Raw genomic sequence first — 15,408 nt, 5'->3', positions numbered from 1 at the left:
TATAAAGCCGACCAACAGCTGCGGCTTTAAACTCGTCTGTGAACGTCCGCCTCGAGTGTCCCATTCCATGTTCCTTTCTTGGACAGGGGTACTTTACCCCGGTGTCCGGGAACAGGAACGAAGTTCAGCTGCAGTCAGGTCGGAGAAACAAGACGCCGGACAATCCGCTTTTACGCCTCCGCAGCCAATGCACGTGCAGAAAGTCGAATTTTATTTCTGCACGCGCAGCAGCTCTTCAGCGACCCGGCGATTTTCACCGGAGCGACCGTTCAGCAGGCCTCCGAGCATGACAGCCGTCGCGTCCGGCCCCGGCATCTCAGCGCCCGCGTCCGGGGAGGCACCAGCATGCTCCACACCTAGAAAACGCCACTGATCCCTCATCCTCATTTCCACATGATCGTGCCATGCGGCAGCCTGTCGCCGGCCGGCACACGAAGGATCGCCTGCCGACACGGGTTGGAACCTGGATAATCGAAGCTTGAGCCAGCTAAAGAGCAGCAATCTCTTCACCTGAATTGCCCAACAAAGCATTTTTGGGGCTTGCCGGCTTTGAAATGGCCAAATGGTCTAGAATGTGATGTGAAGGTCAATCGTTGCGCTGCGGGGCGGCGCCAGCAGCCATTGGTTCGAGCTGCCAGAGGTTGCATACAGCCGGTCGGCAGCATTGTAGACGCTGAAGTCCAGGGAAATGTTTTCCCTAGGACGCCACTGCAGACCCGCATTCAAAACTGTATAGGCCGGAAGGGTTGAGCTATTGGCGCTGTCCGTGAACACCTCGCCGACGTAATGCGCCCCGGCGCGGGCAGTCCAGTTTTGGGAAAATTCCCACTGCGCCCAGATGTTTGCAACGCGGCGCGGTACGAGTGCGGGACGGTTTCCGGACAGATCCCCGCCGGATTGGATGTAATTATCATACTCAGGCGAAATCAGCGCGCCGTTCACATCGATGCGGAAGACCGGCGAGATATCCAAGCCCGTGGCAAATTCGATGCCCTTGCTGCTTTGCTGGCCGATCTGGCGGACAATCGACGGATCAGCGGGATCTCTGGCCAACAGGTCGTTCTTGACAATATTGTAGGCAGATAGAGTTGCGTTCCCGCGTCCGTCCAGAAAGCTGAACTTGACTCCGATTTCCTGCTGGCGGGCCTTGGTCAATTCCAGTTGGCTCTGGCTCTCAGAGAGGGACAGCACGCTTCCGATGGGTTCCGCCGCGCGGGAGTATTGCGCATAGATCGCCATGTCCGGCAGAGGATTGTAAACCGTGCCGATCCGCCAGTTGAGCGAATTGAATTTCTTGGTAAACGCAGGATCTACCCGTCTAACGCGCAGATGGTCATAGCGCAGGCCGCCGACAATTGACCACTGATCATTTATCTCCAGGCGGCTGTCGGCAAACACTGCCTGCTGATCTGTCGTCAGGTCGGCTGTAGTCACCAGCGAATGCGGGCCAAAGCTGCCGGAAACAGGATGCTGATAGTCCACCACCGAACTGCCCGCGTATGGAGAGTTGTTAGTGTTTTTGTAGGTGATGCGATTCACCTCGGCCCCGACCGTGGTTGAGGTATTGATGCCCCCTAAGAGACTGTCAAAGGTCACCGCGGTGCGGTTACCGGCTTGTTCGAGATCGTGATTGACGGCGATGTACCATTTCCGTGCAACATCTCCGGTCCCAGGCTGGTACGTATAATCCTCGATATTGCGCCAGTCGCGCTTGCTGGTCAGATAGTAGCTGTTGCTGGACACAGTCAAATTTCTGGATGGCGTCCATTCTGCACGCAGTTGGGTATAGCGGTCCTTGAACCGGACCAGCGCATCCTCGGCGTTGTAGTTGCGTTCACGTACACCCTCGTCGATGCGGCCGTCTTTCAGCGGGGTGCCGAAATAAATGCTTGGCGTGTTGTCGCCATAGTCATGCGACAGCGACAGCGCCAAGGTATTGGTTGCCTGCCAGCGCAGTGCGGCCGAAACAGCCAGGCTGGAGGGATCGTCCCCGTCAACCCGTCCGTCCGAACGCGTGCGGCTGACATCGAAGCTGTAGGCCAGCCTGTCAGAAATCGGGCCCGCACTGCCTAACGCCAGCCCAAGCTGGCCATTTGTGCCAACGGTGGTGCGCAGTTCGTTGCGCGTGGTGTCAGTCAGCGGTTTTTTGGGAATGATATTGATTGCGCCCCCTACCCCGCCTTCGCCGTAAAGAACTGAAGCAGGACCGTTGAGCACCTCAATGCTGTCAACATTCCAAGTATCGAACGGAAAGGATATGGTGCCTGGAGCCGGGTACAGCCGGGTGCCATCATACAACCGGGTGACGGAACTGTGCCCGCTGAAGCCTCGCATGCTGAGCGTTGTTCCGCCATTGCTGGGGCGGCCATTGAAGCTGATTCCGGTTCCGTTTTGGACAATCGCCTGATTGACATCACGCTGACTGCGCTGGCGAATGGTGTCTTCGCTGATCACCTGCACGCTGGCCGGGGTTTCCCGGGAACTCAGCCCTAGGCGGCTGCCCGCATTTGACGGCAATTCGAGGTCAAGGCCCGGTTCCAAAAATTGCTTCTTGACCGAGATGGGTTCCAGTTGAACAGGTTCCTGCTCCAATTCCTGCGCTGCCGCAGGAATTGGAGCACTGACAAGCATGGCAGAGGCAGCAAACGTCAGGAAGCATGATGGCCTGGAAAAACCGAGAGACAAGGTGACCGGCATCACGCAGAGCGCGGCAGGTTTAAAATCAGGAGTACGCACAATTAGGCTCCAGCGTTGTTACACCGTCACCGTAAAAACGACACTCCCGTTTCCCGGATGCAGGAACCGAAAGTTTGTCTCACCAGGACACCCCGCCCGACGCATTCACACGTGACAATATCTGACGGCAGGTCTCCTGGCTCACGGATCAGCGCCAATTGCCGCCTTCCCGGGCGAGCCTGCCCAGTGGCTGTTGGCATTGGCTTTCCGCCTACAGTTGCGGGGACAGCCGCAGAGTGAGGCTGTCAACAGCCCGAACTGCGTTCCCATTTAATTCCCAATTGGAAACCGTCGCAGGGTGCGTATGAATAGACCTATGACATGTCAATGATTTTTTTCAATTCAAAGCAAACCGGCTGATCATACGGAAGGCAATGCTTGGGCTCCGGGGAATTTGCCATGCTCTTTATAGTTGCAGGCCTCTTGGCGTCTCATCACAGTCAAATGGTGCGCAATATGTCTGCGGAAGGGATGGTTTTGTTCTTGACCATCTTGGCAGAACTGTGTCCTTTACCGCCCGATGGTTCCCGGCAAAAGCGAAGCTTGGGGATAATAGGGAATGCGGTGAGGTGTAGCCAACAGGCGCCAATGCCGCGACTGCCCCCGCAACTGTAAGCGGAGAGCGACCCGTCAAACCACTGGAGCCTGCGGCTCCGGGAAGGGACGGCAAGCTGCGACCCGCGAGTCAGGAGACCTGCCATCACAAACTGTAAACTGGCGGGCGGGGTGCCCGAGGAGGACTGATGACCAGATTGTTCGGCCCCGCGGGCCAGTGTGTCTGGCTGTGTTGTGCCCGGGAGGCCGCCCTAGGGAAGGTGCAGGAACCAAATCGGGGCGGTTGCGGCCGATGACGCTTGCTTCTAGTTGCGAAGAAGCGCGCGAGCACGGAAACAGCACCGGTGCCAGATCCAGCGCGGCGCGAGCCGTTCTCTATCTGGTTTCTGCCCAATACGTCAGCCAGGCGCGGTTTGGCGCTCTGGCTTGCGGTCTGCTGGAGCATGCGCCCTGCAGGGCCGAGGTCATCCGGCTGGAAGCCAAGGGTCCGGGGCTGTGGGAGGCGCTTGACACCCTGTGCAATGCCGGCGCACAGCATATTGAGCTGTACCCAATTGGGCTGCCCTTTTCCCAAAGCCTTGAACGCTGGCTGCCCAAGGCCGCCGGGGCATGGCTGGCGCGCCGTGACGGCGACCTGCCCGAATTGTTCTTCGCTGCGCCGGTTCAGGGGGATGCAGCCCTTTTGCAGCGGGCCGCGCAGCCGGATGTCCAGTTGACCCCAATTGCTGTTTGCCCGTCGGGCGAAAAGGGGAAAGGCTGGGACAAGCCGCCCAGTTTCCGGCACCATCTGCTGGTTTGCACTGGGCCGCGCTGCCACTTGCAGGATGCGCCCTCGCTTGTCGGAATGCTGAAGCTGGAGGTGGCCCGCGCCGGGCTTTCCGCAGAATGCTTAGTCACATCGACCGGGTGCCAGTTTCCCTGTAACCGCGGGCCGTCGCTTATCCATTACCCTGAGGGGCATTGGTATCAGCTGCCGAACGTGGACGCAGTCCGCGATTTTGTCAGCCGCGCACTGGTGGCTGGCGAGATCCTGCACGAACATCACTTTTTCACTTCGGGAGACTGATTTGCGACAATTCTTGTTGCCTCTCGCCGCCGCTGTTCTGGGGCAGTTGGGCGTGGTTCATGCTGCCCCTGTCGAGATTGCCAGCTGTTACGGCAGCTTTAGTTATGACACGGCGCCGGCTCGGGCTGTCACGCTGAATCAACAAGCCACGGAAATCATGCTGGCGCTTGGCTTGGAGGACCGCTTGGCGGGCACCGCCTACTTGGATGACAGGATGCCGCTGCAATGGCAGAGCGCCTATCAGCGTATCCCGGTGCTGGCAGAAAAATACCCGGCCCGTGAAGTTGTCCTCGCATCAGAGCCTGACTTCCTGTTTGCTGGGTTTGCCTCTGCATTTGACAAAAGCAACCTTGGCAGTGCAGCCGAGTGGCAGGCGCTGGGAATCGGAACCTATCTTTCTGACGCCGCCTGCAGCCTGCATCATCCCGGAGATGTGCCGCTGACCGTGCAGCCGTTGCTGACGGATATCGAAACGATCGGCAGGCTCTTTCGGGTGGAAGACCGGGCAAAGGCACTGCTTGCGAACCTGTCTGCCCGCCTCGAAGCAGTGGCGGACGCGGGGAGTGACCGCGACATGACTGCCTTTTTCTACAGCAACGGCAAAACGTCTCCCTACACCATCGGATGTTGCGGCAGCCCTGCATTGCTGGCCAGAAGTGCTGGTCTCTCCAGCATTACAGAGGACATCAACGGTGCCTGGGCAGAGGTTGGCTGGGAGACTGTCATGGCCCGGAACCCGGACGTTATTGTCCTGATTGATGCCACCTGGTCCAGCGCCGCCGAGAAGCGCGCCCACATGGAGGCGGATCCGGTTCTGTCGCAGCTGGATGCCGTCAGAAACGGGCGCTTTGCCACCGTCAGCTTCTCCAACACGGTGCTTGGAGCAAGATTCCTGGAAGGTGTCGAACGGCTGAATGCCGAGTTGGAAGCGTTGGATTGATGCAACCGTCTTCTTCTGCGGCTTTGAGTTTAGGTGTTGCGTTGTTGTTTCTGTCGATGCTTGCCGGGATCCTGTGGGGCACAGCCGAGTTGAGCTGGGCCGAACGGCTGCATGTTTTGACCCGGTCTGACGATGCGCCCCGCGGGGTGTCGCTGATCATCTGGCAATGGCGGGTACCGCGTGTGCTGGCGGTGGCGCTGATTGGAGCGATGCTTGCGCTGGCCGGAGTGCTGATGCAGTCAACCCTGCGCAATCCGATGGCCGACCCCTATATCATGGGGTTGTCGTCGGGGGCCTCTGCTGCTGCAGTCGCCGCGTTGATCTGGCTGCCGGAAGGGGTGGTGCAGATGATAGGTGTTCCGGTGATTTCCTTTCTTGGCGCCGGGGTTGCCTTTGCCATGACCTTGCTGCTGTCGGTCCGGCGGGGGCATAGCTTGGACCCCAATATTGTCATATTGGCAGGTGTTGCGATTTCGCTGATGTTTCAGTCAGTGACCTCCTTTTTTCTGTACATCGGCGACCCGCACGCAAGCCGCAGTGCGTTGGGGTGGCTGATGGGCTCAGCCGCAGGCGCAGACTGGGCGGACATTCCGGTGCTGGTCGCCGGGTTTGGCCTGATCGCAGTCCCGGCTTTCCGTTACGCCCCGTCCCTGGATGCCATGCTGCTGGGAGATCAAAGGGCGCTGGCTCTTGGTGTCAGGGTGGACCGGCTGCGCGTGCTGGTGTTTACGGGAACTGTTCTGTTGACAGGACTGGCGGTTTCGGTTGCCGGAATTGTCGGATTTGTCGGGCTGATCCTGCCCCATTTGGCGCGCCTCCTGGCAGGGGCGCGGCATCGGGTTCTGTTGCCCCTGGCCACGGTGCTGGGAGCGTTGACGCTGGTCATCGTCGATCTTTTGTGCCGAACACTTCTGGCTCCGGAAGAATTGCCGCTGGGGGTGCTGATGGCCCTGTTCGCAGCGCCGCCCTTTATCCTGATTCTGAGGAGGGCGCGCCGTGCGGTCTGACACGTTCTTGCAGTTAGACCGGGTTTCGGTTGCCGGAGGGGATACGACAATCGTCCATGACGCCTCCCTCGCGGTGGTGAAGGGCGAATTTCATGGCCTTCTGGGAGCGAACGGTGCAGGAAAGACTTCTCTTCTGCGTCTGCTCTATTTCGACGCCCGACCCAGCGCGGGACGCATTCGTCTGATGGGGCGGCAGCAGGACAATTGGCCGCGATTGGACTGGGCACAGATGGTGGGAGTGTTGGTGCAGGGAGGGGGGCTTCTCAACGGGCTGCGCCTGCGCGACATCGTGGAAATCGGACTAAACAGCAGCCGCAACGGCCGCCACCGGATCGGCGAAGCGCTGGAAATCGCCGGATTATCAGATATTGCAAACCGCCCGGCAGAGCATTTGTCAGGCGGCGAGCTGCAACGGGCCTTCATGGCCCAGTTGCTTGCCCGCGACCCGGAGCTCTATGTACTTGACGAGCCGACCAACCATCTGGACCTGCATTATCAGCTTATCTTGCTGGACGAGGTGAAGCGCCGGGGCAAGACAGTTCTGGCCTCTTTGCACGATCTTTCCATTGCGGCCCGCTATTGCGACCGTGTGAGCGTCATGGATCAGGGCCGGATTGTTGCACAGGGCAAGACAGAGAGCATTTTGACGCCTGACCGGTTGGCACAGACCTACCGCATCGCCGCGCACATGGATCAGGGCGTATTGCGGGTGCAGGGCCCTTTGGTTTGAAACGGGTTCCTTAACGGCTGGGCATTGTCAATTTTGCCCGGCACAAAGCGCAGCCGCCCCTATGCATTCAACCCGATGGTTTTCAGCATCAAACCCAGCCCATTCGGAGACGGGACACCTGCGATGACGTGCGGTTCATCCGGTTTGAAGCAAACCATATAATCCCGCTCAGCCTGGGGTAAGCGCTGGTGCGGCTGCTTCCACTGCCGGAGGCAGAGGTGAAGGACAACCTTGCAGGAAACTCTCACCAAACTGCGCCGCCGCGGCAGGCACAACCTAGCAGCGCCGCGCTCTGGCCGCGCGCACCGGACGCCCCCGCCAATTCCTGCGGTTTGCCTGCGGCCTGGCCAGCGTGTACCGCTTGCACGCGGCGCTGCAGCACGGCAAACCAGCCCCCGGACAAAGCTATACCGCCGCTTGTTGAAGCCAATCATGACCATCCGCGCCCGGACTGCCCTTGCCGCCCTATTTCTGACCACTTCGTTCGCCGCAGCGCAGGAAACACTTGCAGTACCGGTGCCGCAGCTTACCACCGGGGTCCGCGCAGCAGAAAGTTCAATTCGTCCTCCATCCGGGGATAGCGAAAGCCGTTTCTTCTGAACTGTCGGCGGCCGCAACGCTCCACCCGCAAACGACACCGCAAGTCTTCACGCCTCAGGAGAACGTCAAGGCCGGGGCCGGTGCTGAAGACAGCCTCGCTCAGGCCGCGCTGCTCAGCCGCCCGGAAGAACGGGCTGGGTTGGCCAGCCGGGCGTCCGGCAAGGCGCTGAAGTTTCTGCGTGATGGCGGCCCCTCCATCTGGGCAATCGCGGCACTTTCGGCAATCACCCTGGCGCTTATCGGCGCCAGGTCGCACGGAAAGGCCGGCATGGCGGTGGCAATTCCGGCATCCGCCGCACTCACTTGGTTCGAGGCGGTGATCGGCCGCATCCGCCGCGACATCTAGGACAGTGCCACCCGCCTGTTCGTCGCTGCCTCCCCTGCAGAAATAAATCTGGCCGCCGAGTGAGCCGATGGAATTCACCCAAATCACGAAACCGCGCCGCCGGCCCAGTCTCACGCCGATGATCGACGTGGTGTTCCTGCTGTTGATCATTTTCCTGATGACTTCCCACCTGGCTCTGCCCGAACCGTTCGAGGTGTCTCCGCCCGAAGCCAGGCTGGAAACAGAGACAGAGGCAGAAGATGTGCTGTATATCGATGCTGCGGGGCTGATGCATTTCGACGGTGCCGAGGGTGAGGCCGCGGTCGCCCGGCTGGCTGCCGCCGGCACCGCCGCCGCCGTGGTTCAGCTGCGGGCGGACGCCAGGCTTGAAGCCGCGCTGCTGACGCGCATCCTGCGCCAGCTTGCGGCCTCAGGGTTCAACCGGGCCGAACTGGCGGTGCGCCCGAAATGAAATGTACTGCCGAACTGACCCTCTTTTTCGGCGCTGCCGCAGTGCTCCATATGGCTCTGTTTGCTGTTGCGCCGGCAACGGGAACCCAATCCAGAGACGCGGACGGCGAGCCGGGCCTGCTTGTCGCATTCCCGCAGGATGGTTGGCAGCTTCAGCTGCTAAAGTTGGCGGTTCAGCAGGATCTGGGGCGCTTCTGTCATGTCGCGCCACTGGTTGCCAGGCACATTTAGCTGGCCGGAGATGTCGTCTTTCAAGCACGCACAGTTGCACGAGCAGATCTTGGAGCAGGTGCTGAACGCATCCGAGATGCCAGGCGTGGTCCTTGCCCGCTACCTGATTTGTGCAACATCGTCCTATTGTCCCAATGTTTCGCGCACGAAACACTCCGGCAGCAAGGCTGACCTATTCGCAAACGGATTGGCAGGCGAAATATTCCAGGTGGCCCTATTCAGCACTTTATGTTAGCGATAACTCAACTCTAACCAGCCGTCTGGCAACTGAGGCAATTGAATTGCCCCGCCCCAAGCGGCACAATGCCACTGCCCCTATAGAACAGCGATGTAAAATCAATGGTTTCCCGCGTCATCCCCGTTGAACCCTTTGACCTCGTGCTGTTTGGCGCCACCGGCGACCTGGCCCGCCGCAAGATTCTGCCGGCCTTGTTTCACCGTTTCCAGATCGGCCAGTTCAGCGATAAATGCCGCATCATCGGCAGCTCGCGCAGCGCACTGACAGCCGAGGCGTTCCGTGCCCAAACCGCCGATGCGATCCGCGATTTCGGCCAGGATGTGGAGACCACGCCCGCGGAAATCGCCGGTTTCACCGACCTATTGGACTATGTCGCTGTGGATGCGCGCGACGACAGCGGCTGGGATGTGATTCACGGGAAACTGCGCGACGATGCCGTGCGCGCCTTCTACCTATCGGTCGGCCCGTCACTGTTCACCGATATTGCTCGCCGCCTCAGCGAGACCGGCATAGCCACGCCGGACAGCCGCATCGTGCTGGAAAAACCCTTTGGTCATGATTTGGCTTCGGCTCAATCCCTGAACACCGCTCTGCGGGCGCATTTCGAGGAACGGCAGATTTACCGGATCGACCATTACCTGGGCAAGGAAACCGTGCAGAACCTGATGGCTCTGCGCTTTGCCAATTCGCTGTTTGAACCCTTGTGGAACAGCTCTCACATCGACCATGTGCAGATCACCGTCGCCGAAAGTATCGGCGTTGAGGGGCGCGGGGACTACTACGATAAATCCGGCGCCATGCGGGACATGGTGCAAAACCACCTGATGCAGCTCTTGTGCCTCACCGCAATGGAACCGCCCGCCCGGTTCACCCCCAGCGCGGTGCGCGACGAGAAGGTCAAGGTGATCGAGGCGCTGCGCCCGGTGCCGCAGTCCAGCATCGCCCGCGGCCAGTACCGGGGGCGCACCGCAGGCAAATCCGGCGACAGCTACCGCGACCATGCCGGCAATCCCGCCAGCCGCACCGAAAGCTATATCGCCCTCAAGGTGGAAGTGGCGAACTGGCGCTGGGCCGGGATCCCGTTCTATCTGCGCACCGGAAAATGCTTGCGCGACCGGGTGAGCGAGATTGCAGTCTATTTCCGTGACCCGCCGCACAACATCTTTGCAGGCTCCGGCACCGTGCATGGCAACGTGCTGGTGATACGCCTGCAGCCGGATGAGGGCATTACGCTGAAAACCACAATCAAGGATCCCGGCCCCGGCGGCATGCGCCTGACGGGCGCCAACCTGGACATGACATTCGCCGATGAGCTGCCGGAATCCGGCCGCCCGCAGGACGCTTATGAGAGGCTGATCATGGATGTGATCCGCGGCAACCAGACCCTGTTCATGCGCGGCGACGAGGTTGAGGCCGCCTGGGCCTGGGCCGACCCGATCATCGCCGGCTGGGAGGACGCGGGCGACGCGCCGCAACCCTATGACAGCGGCAGCACAGGGCCCGATGATTCATTGCTGCTGATCCACCGCGACGGCCGCCGATGGCGCAGCATCGGAACCTGAGATGACAGCCCTCCCCTTTGCCCCCGCAGTTTGCTACAAAGGCACCCCATGAGCTTGAACTCCACCCTGGCCGCCGTCACCGACCGCATCATCGCCCGCAGCGAGGCCACACGCACGGCCTATCTCGAGCGGATGGCTGCTGCCCGCAGCAAGGGGCCTGCACGGGCGCATCTGTCCTGCTCCGGCCAGGCCCATGCCTATGCCGCCACCGGGGCGGACCAGCAAACGCTGGCCCAGGGCGCCAAGGGCCACCTTGGGATTGTCACCGCCTATAATGACATGCTTTCGGCGCATCAGCCGTTCGAGACCTACCCGGCCCTGATCCGCGACGCCGTGCGCAGGAACGGCGGCACTGCGCAAGTGGCCGGCGGCGTGCCTGCCATGTGCGACGGCGTCACCCAAAGCGAACCGGGCATGGAGCTCAGCCTGTTTTCCCGCGACACCATCGCCATGGCTGCGGGCATCGCCCTCAGCCACAATGTGTTCGACGCTGCGGTTTTTCTTGGTGTCTGCGACAAAATCGTGCCCGGGCTGGTGATCGGCGCGCAGGCGTTTGGCCACATTCCGGCGGTGTTCCTGCCTGCAGGGCCGATGACAAGCGGTCTGGCGAACGATGAAAAAGCCAAGATACGCCAGCAGTTTGCCGCCGGCAAAGTCGGGCGCGAGGACCTGCTGAAGGCCGAAATGGCCGCCTATCACGGCCCCGGAACCTGTACCTTTTACGGCACCGCCAACACCAACCAGATGCTGATGGAATTCATGGGGCTGCACTTGCCCGGCTCCTCCTTTGTCACCCCCGGCACGCCGCTGCGCGAAGCACTCACCGTCGAGGGCGCCAAACGGGCGCTGTCGCTCAGCGCGCTGGGGAACAATTATACCCCGGTCTGCGACGTGCTGGACGAGAAAGCCTATGCTAACGGCATTGTCGGGCTGATGGCCACCGGCGGCTCCACCAACCTCTTGATCCATCTGATCGCCATGGCCCGTGCCGGCGGCATCCTGCTGGACTGGCAGGACTTCTCAGACCTGTCTGACGTGATCCCGCTGCTGGCGCGGGTCTATCCAAATGGCCTCGCCGATGTGAACCATTTCCACGCGGCCGGCGGCCTTGGCTACATGATCGGCGAACTTCTGCAAGCCGGGTGCCTGCATCCCGACACCAAAACCGTGGCGGGCGACGGGCTGAAGAACTACGTGATGGAGCCGTTCCTGTCCGAAGACGGCCTGACCTTCCGCGCCGGTCCGGGGCAAAGCCTGAACGATGCCGTGCTGCGCCCGGCGGACGCACCGTTCCAGGCGACCGGCGGGTTGAAGCGGCTGACAGGCAATCTGGGAACGTCGGTGATCAAGGTCTCGGCAGTGGCCAAGGAACACCAGGTGATCGAGGCCCCCGCCCGTGTCTTTCATGACCAGGAGGCGGCCAAGACCGCCTTCAAGGCAGGCGCGCTGACGGGCGACATGATCATTGTGGTGCGCTTCCAGGGGCCCAAGGCGAACGGTATGCCGGAACTGCACGGCCTGACTCCGATGCTGGGCATCATGCAGGGCAAGGGGCAGAAAGTGGCGCTGGTCACCGACGGGCGGATGTCCGGGGCCTCCGGCAAGATCCCAGCCGCGATCCATGTGGTGCCCGAAGCACTGGACGGCGGCCCGATTGCCAAACTCCAGGACGGTGACATGCTGCGGCTGGACGCGGTGCGCGGCACGCTGGAAGTCCTCACCGGCGGCGTGCTGGAGCGCAGCGCTGCCACTGCCGACCTCAGCGCCTATCAGCATGGCACGGGGCGCGAGCTGTTTACCCTGTTCCGCCGCTCGGTTGCCTCGGCAGACGAAGGCGCCAGCGTGTTTGGAGTTTAGCATGATGCGGATAACCCCTCAGGACGCCAGCCTGCGCACGTGCGGGATCTGCACCCTGGCCCCGGTGATGCCGGTGCTGGTGGTGAAGGATACGGCCCATGCCCGCCCCCTGGCCGAAGCGCTGGTGGCGGGTGGCTTGCCTGCGCTGGAAGTCACCCTGCGCACAGGTGCGGCGCTGGAAGTGATCCGCGAAATGGCGCAGGTGAAGGGCGGCGTGGTCGGGGCCGGCACGCTGATCACCCCCAAAGACGCCGAAGCCGCCAAGGAAGCCGGCGCGCAATTCGGGGTTTCCCCCGGTGCGACGGATGACTTGCTGGATGCCTGCGAGTCCATCGGACTGCCGCTCTTGCCCGGCGCCGCCACCGCAACCGAAGCGATGCGGCTGCTGGCGCGCGGCTATGGGATGCTGAAGTTCTTTCCAGCTGAAGCCTCAGGCGGTGCGCCCGCGCTGAAAGCGATCGGCGCACCCTTGCCGCAGATTTCCTTCTGCCCCACCGGCGGCATCAGCCCCGCCAATGCGGAAACCTACCTGAGCCTGCCCAATGTGGTCTGCGCGGGCGGCAGCTGGGTGGCGCCTGGCGATCTGGTTGAGGCTGGCAACTGGGCTGCAATCGAAGCCATTGCCCAGGATGCGAGCCAGCTCGGAAAGAGTTGAGCCAGCGCAAAATCAACCGGCCGGCTCTGCCCCTGCCATAGCCGGCGGTCTCTTGACGGCCCGCAATTTTTCCGCGCTGTCCCCGCGGGGACAGCGTTGTAAAGATCCCCTGGCGCCTGCGCGCTATCCGTTGACAGCCGGTCATGGCGCCTCCGTACCACCAAATCCAAGGTCGTTTTGATAGGCAAACAGCGCTGACAGCCCGCCGGTGTGCAGCAGCAGCACTTTCCAGCCTTTGCGGATGCTGCCCTCTTTTGCAAGGCCAAGCAGCCCTGCGAAGGTATTGGCAGAATAGACTGGGTCCAGCAGGATCCCTTCTGCCCTGGCCATGCGTTGAAGGGCAGCCCGGGTGGCCGGGCCTGCGCGGCCACCCGGGACGAGCGCACCGTCCCAAGTGAGAATGTCATCGCGGCCTGTTGGACGCGGGATGCCTATCAGCTCTGCCAGCGCTTCCGCCACTTTCGACAGCCGCGGTTTCTGCAACGCAGCATAACGGCCCAGGCAGCTGCCAAGACCAGCGCGGTGATGCTTGCGAGGCGCACACCGGTAAGGACCCCGGCTCGTGCGGCACCGATGCAATATTCCAACCGGCGTGTCTTGTTGCCGCCAATGCTGAGGCCCGTGAGGCCCGTGAGGCCATCGCGGTTGATCCAAAGGTCGATGCCCAGGTCAGCCGGCAACCGGTAAGGCGTTCCAGAGGTGTCGGCTGTGCCAGCAGGCTGGCAGGGGGAAAGGCCGTTAGGAGCGTTTCGGTCCGGGGCATGGCGGTCTCCTTTGGCTGCATCAGATGGTGCGGACTGCGCCGGGATTTAGGCGCGCCGCGGGTAAGCCCTGCTGAAACTGTTGTTTCCCTGCCACTCCCCCCCCCCATTCGCACTGCAAGACTTCAATAAACAAAGGGCCGTCAGCATGGCAGAGACCGCTGACCGCCCCGGCCTCAGGGTGGATATCATTTCGGATGTAGTCTGCCCCTGGTACGCAGTCGGCTATCATTAGCTGGCATGTGCCGCTCACCACGCCGGAGTTCCGCTCGACATTCACTGGCAGCCGTTCGAATTGAACCCGGACATGGTTCTGGAAGGCGGCTAATAATTTCTTCGAACAGCTTACCCCTGCAGCAAGCACTGGGTGACGGCGGTTTCCAGTTTGTCCATCACTTCTGCAATCTGGTCTTCGGTGATGATGAAGGGCGGCGCCAGCAGGATGTGGTCGCCGTTCCGGCCGTCGCGGGTGCCTTGCATCGGGTAGCAGATCAAACCGGCCTGAAACGCCGCCTTCTTGATATTCTTGGCCAGTTCCAGCGCCGGATCGAAGGGCTCCTTGGTTTCGCGGTCAGCAACCAGCTCGACCCCGCGGAACAACCCGCGGCCGCGGATGTCGCCGATGTTGGGATGCTGGCCGAAACGATCGTGCAGTGCGGTCTGCAGCTTCTCTCCCATTTCGGCACTACGCTGCACCAGCCCGCGCTCCAACAGTGCCTTGACGACCGCAAGCCCCGCGGCGGTGGCCACCGGGTGGCCGATATACGTGTGGCCGTGCTGGAAGAAGCCGGAACCGTGCTCAATCGCCTCATAGATCTGACGGGTGCAGAGCATCGCACCAATCGGCTGGTAGCCGGCCCCCAGCCCCTTGGCGATACAGAGGATATCCGGCGCCACCCCATCCGCCTCGCAGGCAAACAGATGGCCGGTGCGGCCCATGCCGCACATAACTTCATCAAGGATCAGCAGCACGCCGTATTGGTCGCAGATCTCGCGGATGCGTTTAAAATAGCCCGCCACCGCCGGCACCGCGCCGGAGGTGGCGCCCACCACCGGTTCCGCCATGAAGGCCATCACGGTCTCGGGGCCGAGGCGCTGGATTTCGGCCTCCAGCTCATTCGCCACCCGCTGGCCGTAGTCAAAGCTGCTCTCGCCCTTTGCCTTTCCCACATATTCGTAGCAAGCTGAGATGTGCGAAATGTCGATCAGCAGCGGTGCAAACTGAGCCCGGCGCCATTCGTTACCACCCGCAGCCAGCGCCCCAAGGGTATTGCCATGGTAGCTTTGCTTGCGGGCGATGACGCGGCGGCGCTGCGGGTCGCCGCGTTCCAGATGGTACTGCCGGGCGAGTTTGATCGCGGCCTCGGTGGCCTCGGAACCGCCAGAGACGAAATATACCCGGTCGATATCGCCCGGCGCATTGGCCACCAGCAAATTCGCCAGTTCTTCGGCCGGTTTGGAGGTGAGGAAGCCGGTATGGGCAAAGGCCAGCTTGCCCACCTGATCCTGCACCGCTTTGATCACCTCGGCATCCGAATGGCCGAGGCAGGAAACCGCGGCGCCGCCGGAGCCGTCGAAGTAGCGTTTGCCGTCCGCGTCGATCAGATAGCAGCCGTCGCCGGAGACGGCGGTGGGCAGATCAGCCTTGGTGTGGCGGGGGAAGACGTGAGACAT

The 15,408-nt window shown here is 61.7% G+C and carries 15 protein-coding genes and 2 riboswitches; of the genes, 11 read left to right on the top strand and 4 right to left on the bottom strand.

The window, feature by feature from the left end:
• Positions 1–210: 210 nt before the first annotated feature.
• The gene (locus AC0KW6_RS19145) at positions 211–381 is read right to left on the bottom strand and encodes a hypothetical protein (RefSeq protein WP_474035708.1); all 171 of its coding nucleotides are present in this window, start codon (positions 379–381) and stop codon (positions 211–213) included.
• Positions 382–393: 12 nt separating this feature from the next.
• Between AC0KW6_RS19145 and AC0KW6_RS19140 the strand changes: the two genes are divergently transcribed.
• Positions 394–471 (top strand): hypothetical protein, encoded by a 78-nt coding sequence (locus AC0KW6_RS19140; RefSeq protein ID WP_474035709.1) that lies wholly within the window; start codon positions 394–396, stop codon positions 469–471.
• Between the two features lie 96 nt (positions 472–567).
• Here AC0KW6_RS19140 and AC0KW6_RS19135 read toward each other — a convergent pair whose 3' ends face one another.
• Positions 568–2,736 carry a TonB-dependent receptor gene (locus AC0KW6_RS19135; protein WP_474035707.1) on the bottom strand — a complete coding sequence of 723 codons (2,169 nt, stop codon included), beginning with the start codon at positions 2,734–2,736 and terminating at the stop codon, positions 568–570.
• Between the two features lie 109 nt (positions 2,737–2,845).
• A riboswitch (cobalamin riboswitch) is annotated at positions 2,846–3,044 on the bottom strand.
• A 196-nt stretch (positions 3,045–3,240) separates the two neighbouring features.
• Positions 3,241–3,452, top strand: a riboswitch (cobalamin riboswitch).
• A gap of 131 nt (positions 3,453–3,583) precedes the next feature.
• On the opposite strand from AC0KW6_RS19135, the gene AC0KW6_RS19130 reads away from it, so the two are divergent.
• From AC0KW6_RS19130 to eda, 10 genes are all read left to right on the top strand, one after another.
• Positions 3,584–4,357 (top strand): (2Fe-2S) ferredoxin domain-containing protein, encoded by a 774-nt coding sequence (locus AC0KW6_RS19130; RefSeq protein WP_323778390.1) that lies wholly within the window; start codon positions 3,584–3,586, stop codon positions 4,355–4,357.
• A 13-nt stretch (positions 4,358–4,370) separates the two neighbouring features.
• Positions 4,371–5,297, top strand: coding sequence for an ABC transporter substrate-binding protein (locus AC0KW6_RS19125; RefSeq protein ID WP_323778392.1), 927 nt, complete (start codon positions 4,371–4,373; stop codon positions 5,295–5,297).
• Positions 5,298–5,320: 23 nt separating this feature from the next.
• Positions 5,321–6,304, top strand: coding sequence for a FecCD family ABC transporter permease (locus AC0KW6_RS19120; protein WP_474035706.1), 984 nt, complete (start codon positions 5,321–5,323; stop codon positions 6,302–6,304).
• Positions 6,294–7,034, top strand: a complete 741-nt coding sequence (locus AC0KW6_RS19115) for an ABC transporter ATP-binding protein (RefSeq protein WP_323778396.1) — start codon at positions 6,294–6,296, stop codon at positions 7,032–7,034. Before AC0KW6_RS19120 ends, AC0KW6_RS19115 begins: the two co-directional genes overlap by 11 nt.
• Positions 7,035–7,466: 432 nt before the next feature.
• Positions 7,467–7,634, top strand: coding sequence for a hypothetical protein (locus tag AC0KW6_RS19110; protein ID WP_323778399.1), 168 nt, complete (start codon positions 7,467–7,469; stop codon positions 7,632–7,634).
• Positions 7,635–7,773: 139 nt separating this feature from the next.
• The gene (locus AC0KW6_RS19105) at positions 7,774–7,980 is read left to right on the top strand and encodes a hypothetical protein (RefSeq protein WP_474035704.1); all 207 of its coding nucleotides are present in this window, start codon (positions 7,774–7,776) and stop codon (positions 7,978–7,980) included.
• Between the two features lie 67 nt (positions 7,981–8,047).
• Entirely contained in the window at positions 8,048–8,431 is a 384-nt protein-coding gene (locus AC0KW6_RS19100) for an ExbD/TolR family protein (protein ID WP_474035703.1), read from the top strand.
• A gap of 569 nt (positions 8,432–9,000) precedes the next feature.
• On the top strand, positions 9,001–10,461 hold the full coding sequence (gene zwf / locus AC0KW6_RS19095; protein WP_323778405.1) for a glucose-6-phosphate dehydrogenase: 1,461 nt from the start codon (positions 9,001–9,003) through the stop codon (positions 10,459–10,461).
• A 48-nt stretch (positions 10,462–10,509) separates the two neighbouring features.
• Complete coding sequence (gene edd, locus AC0KW6_RS19090) at positions 10,510–12,318, top strand: phosphogluconate dehydratase (protein WP_323778407.1); 1,809 nt, start codon at positions 10,510–10,512, stop codon at positions 12,316–12,318.
• Between the two features lie 4 nt (positions 12,319–12,322).
• Positions 12,323–12,973, top strand: a complete 651-nt coding sequence (gene eda / locus AC0KW6_RS19085; protein WP_323778420.1) for a bifunctional 4-hydroxy-2-oxoglutarate aldolase/2-dehydro-3-deoxy-phosphogluconate aldolase — start codon at positions 12,323–12,325, stop codon at positions 12,971–12,973.
• Positions 12,974–13,114: 141 nt separating this feature from the next.
• On the opposite strand, the gene AC0KW6_RS19080 is transcribed toward eda, so the two are convergent.
• Together AC0KW6_RS19080 and AC0KW6_RS19075 are read right to left on the bottom strand one after the other, a co-directional pair.
• Positions 13,115–13,456, bottom strand: coding sequence for a PALP domain-containing protein (locus tag AC0KW6_RS19080; protein WP_323778409.1), 342 nt, complete (start codon positions 13,454–13,456; stop codon positions 13,115–13,117).
• Between the two features lie 623 nt (positions 13,457–14,079).
• Complete coding sequence (locus AC0KW6_RS19075) at positions 14,080–15,408, bottom strand: aspartate aminotransferase family protein (RefSeq protein WP_323778411.1); 1,329 nt, start codon at positions 15,406–15,408, stop codon at positions 14,080–14,082.

It is taken from the genome of Leisingera sp. SA215, assembly GCF_055902035.1.
The sequence above is the reverse complement of the archived record's forward strand: the minus strand, read 5'-3'. Positions and strand labels throughout refer to the sequence as shown.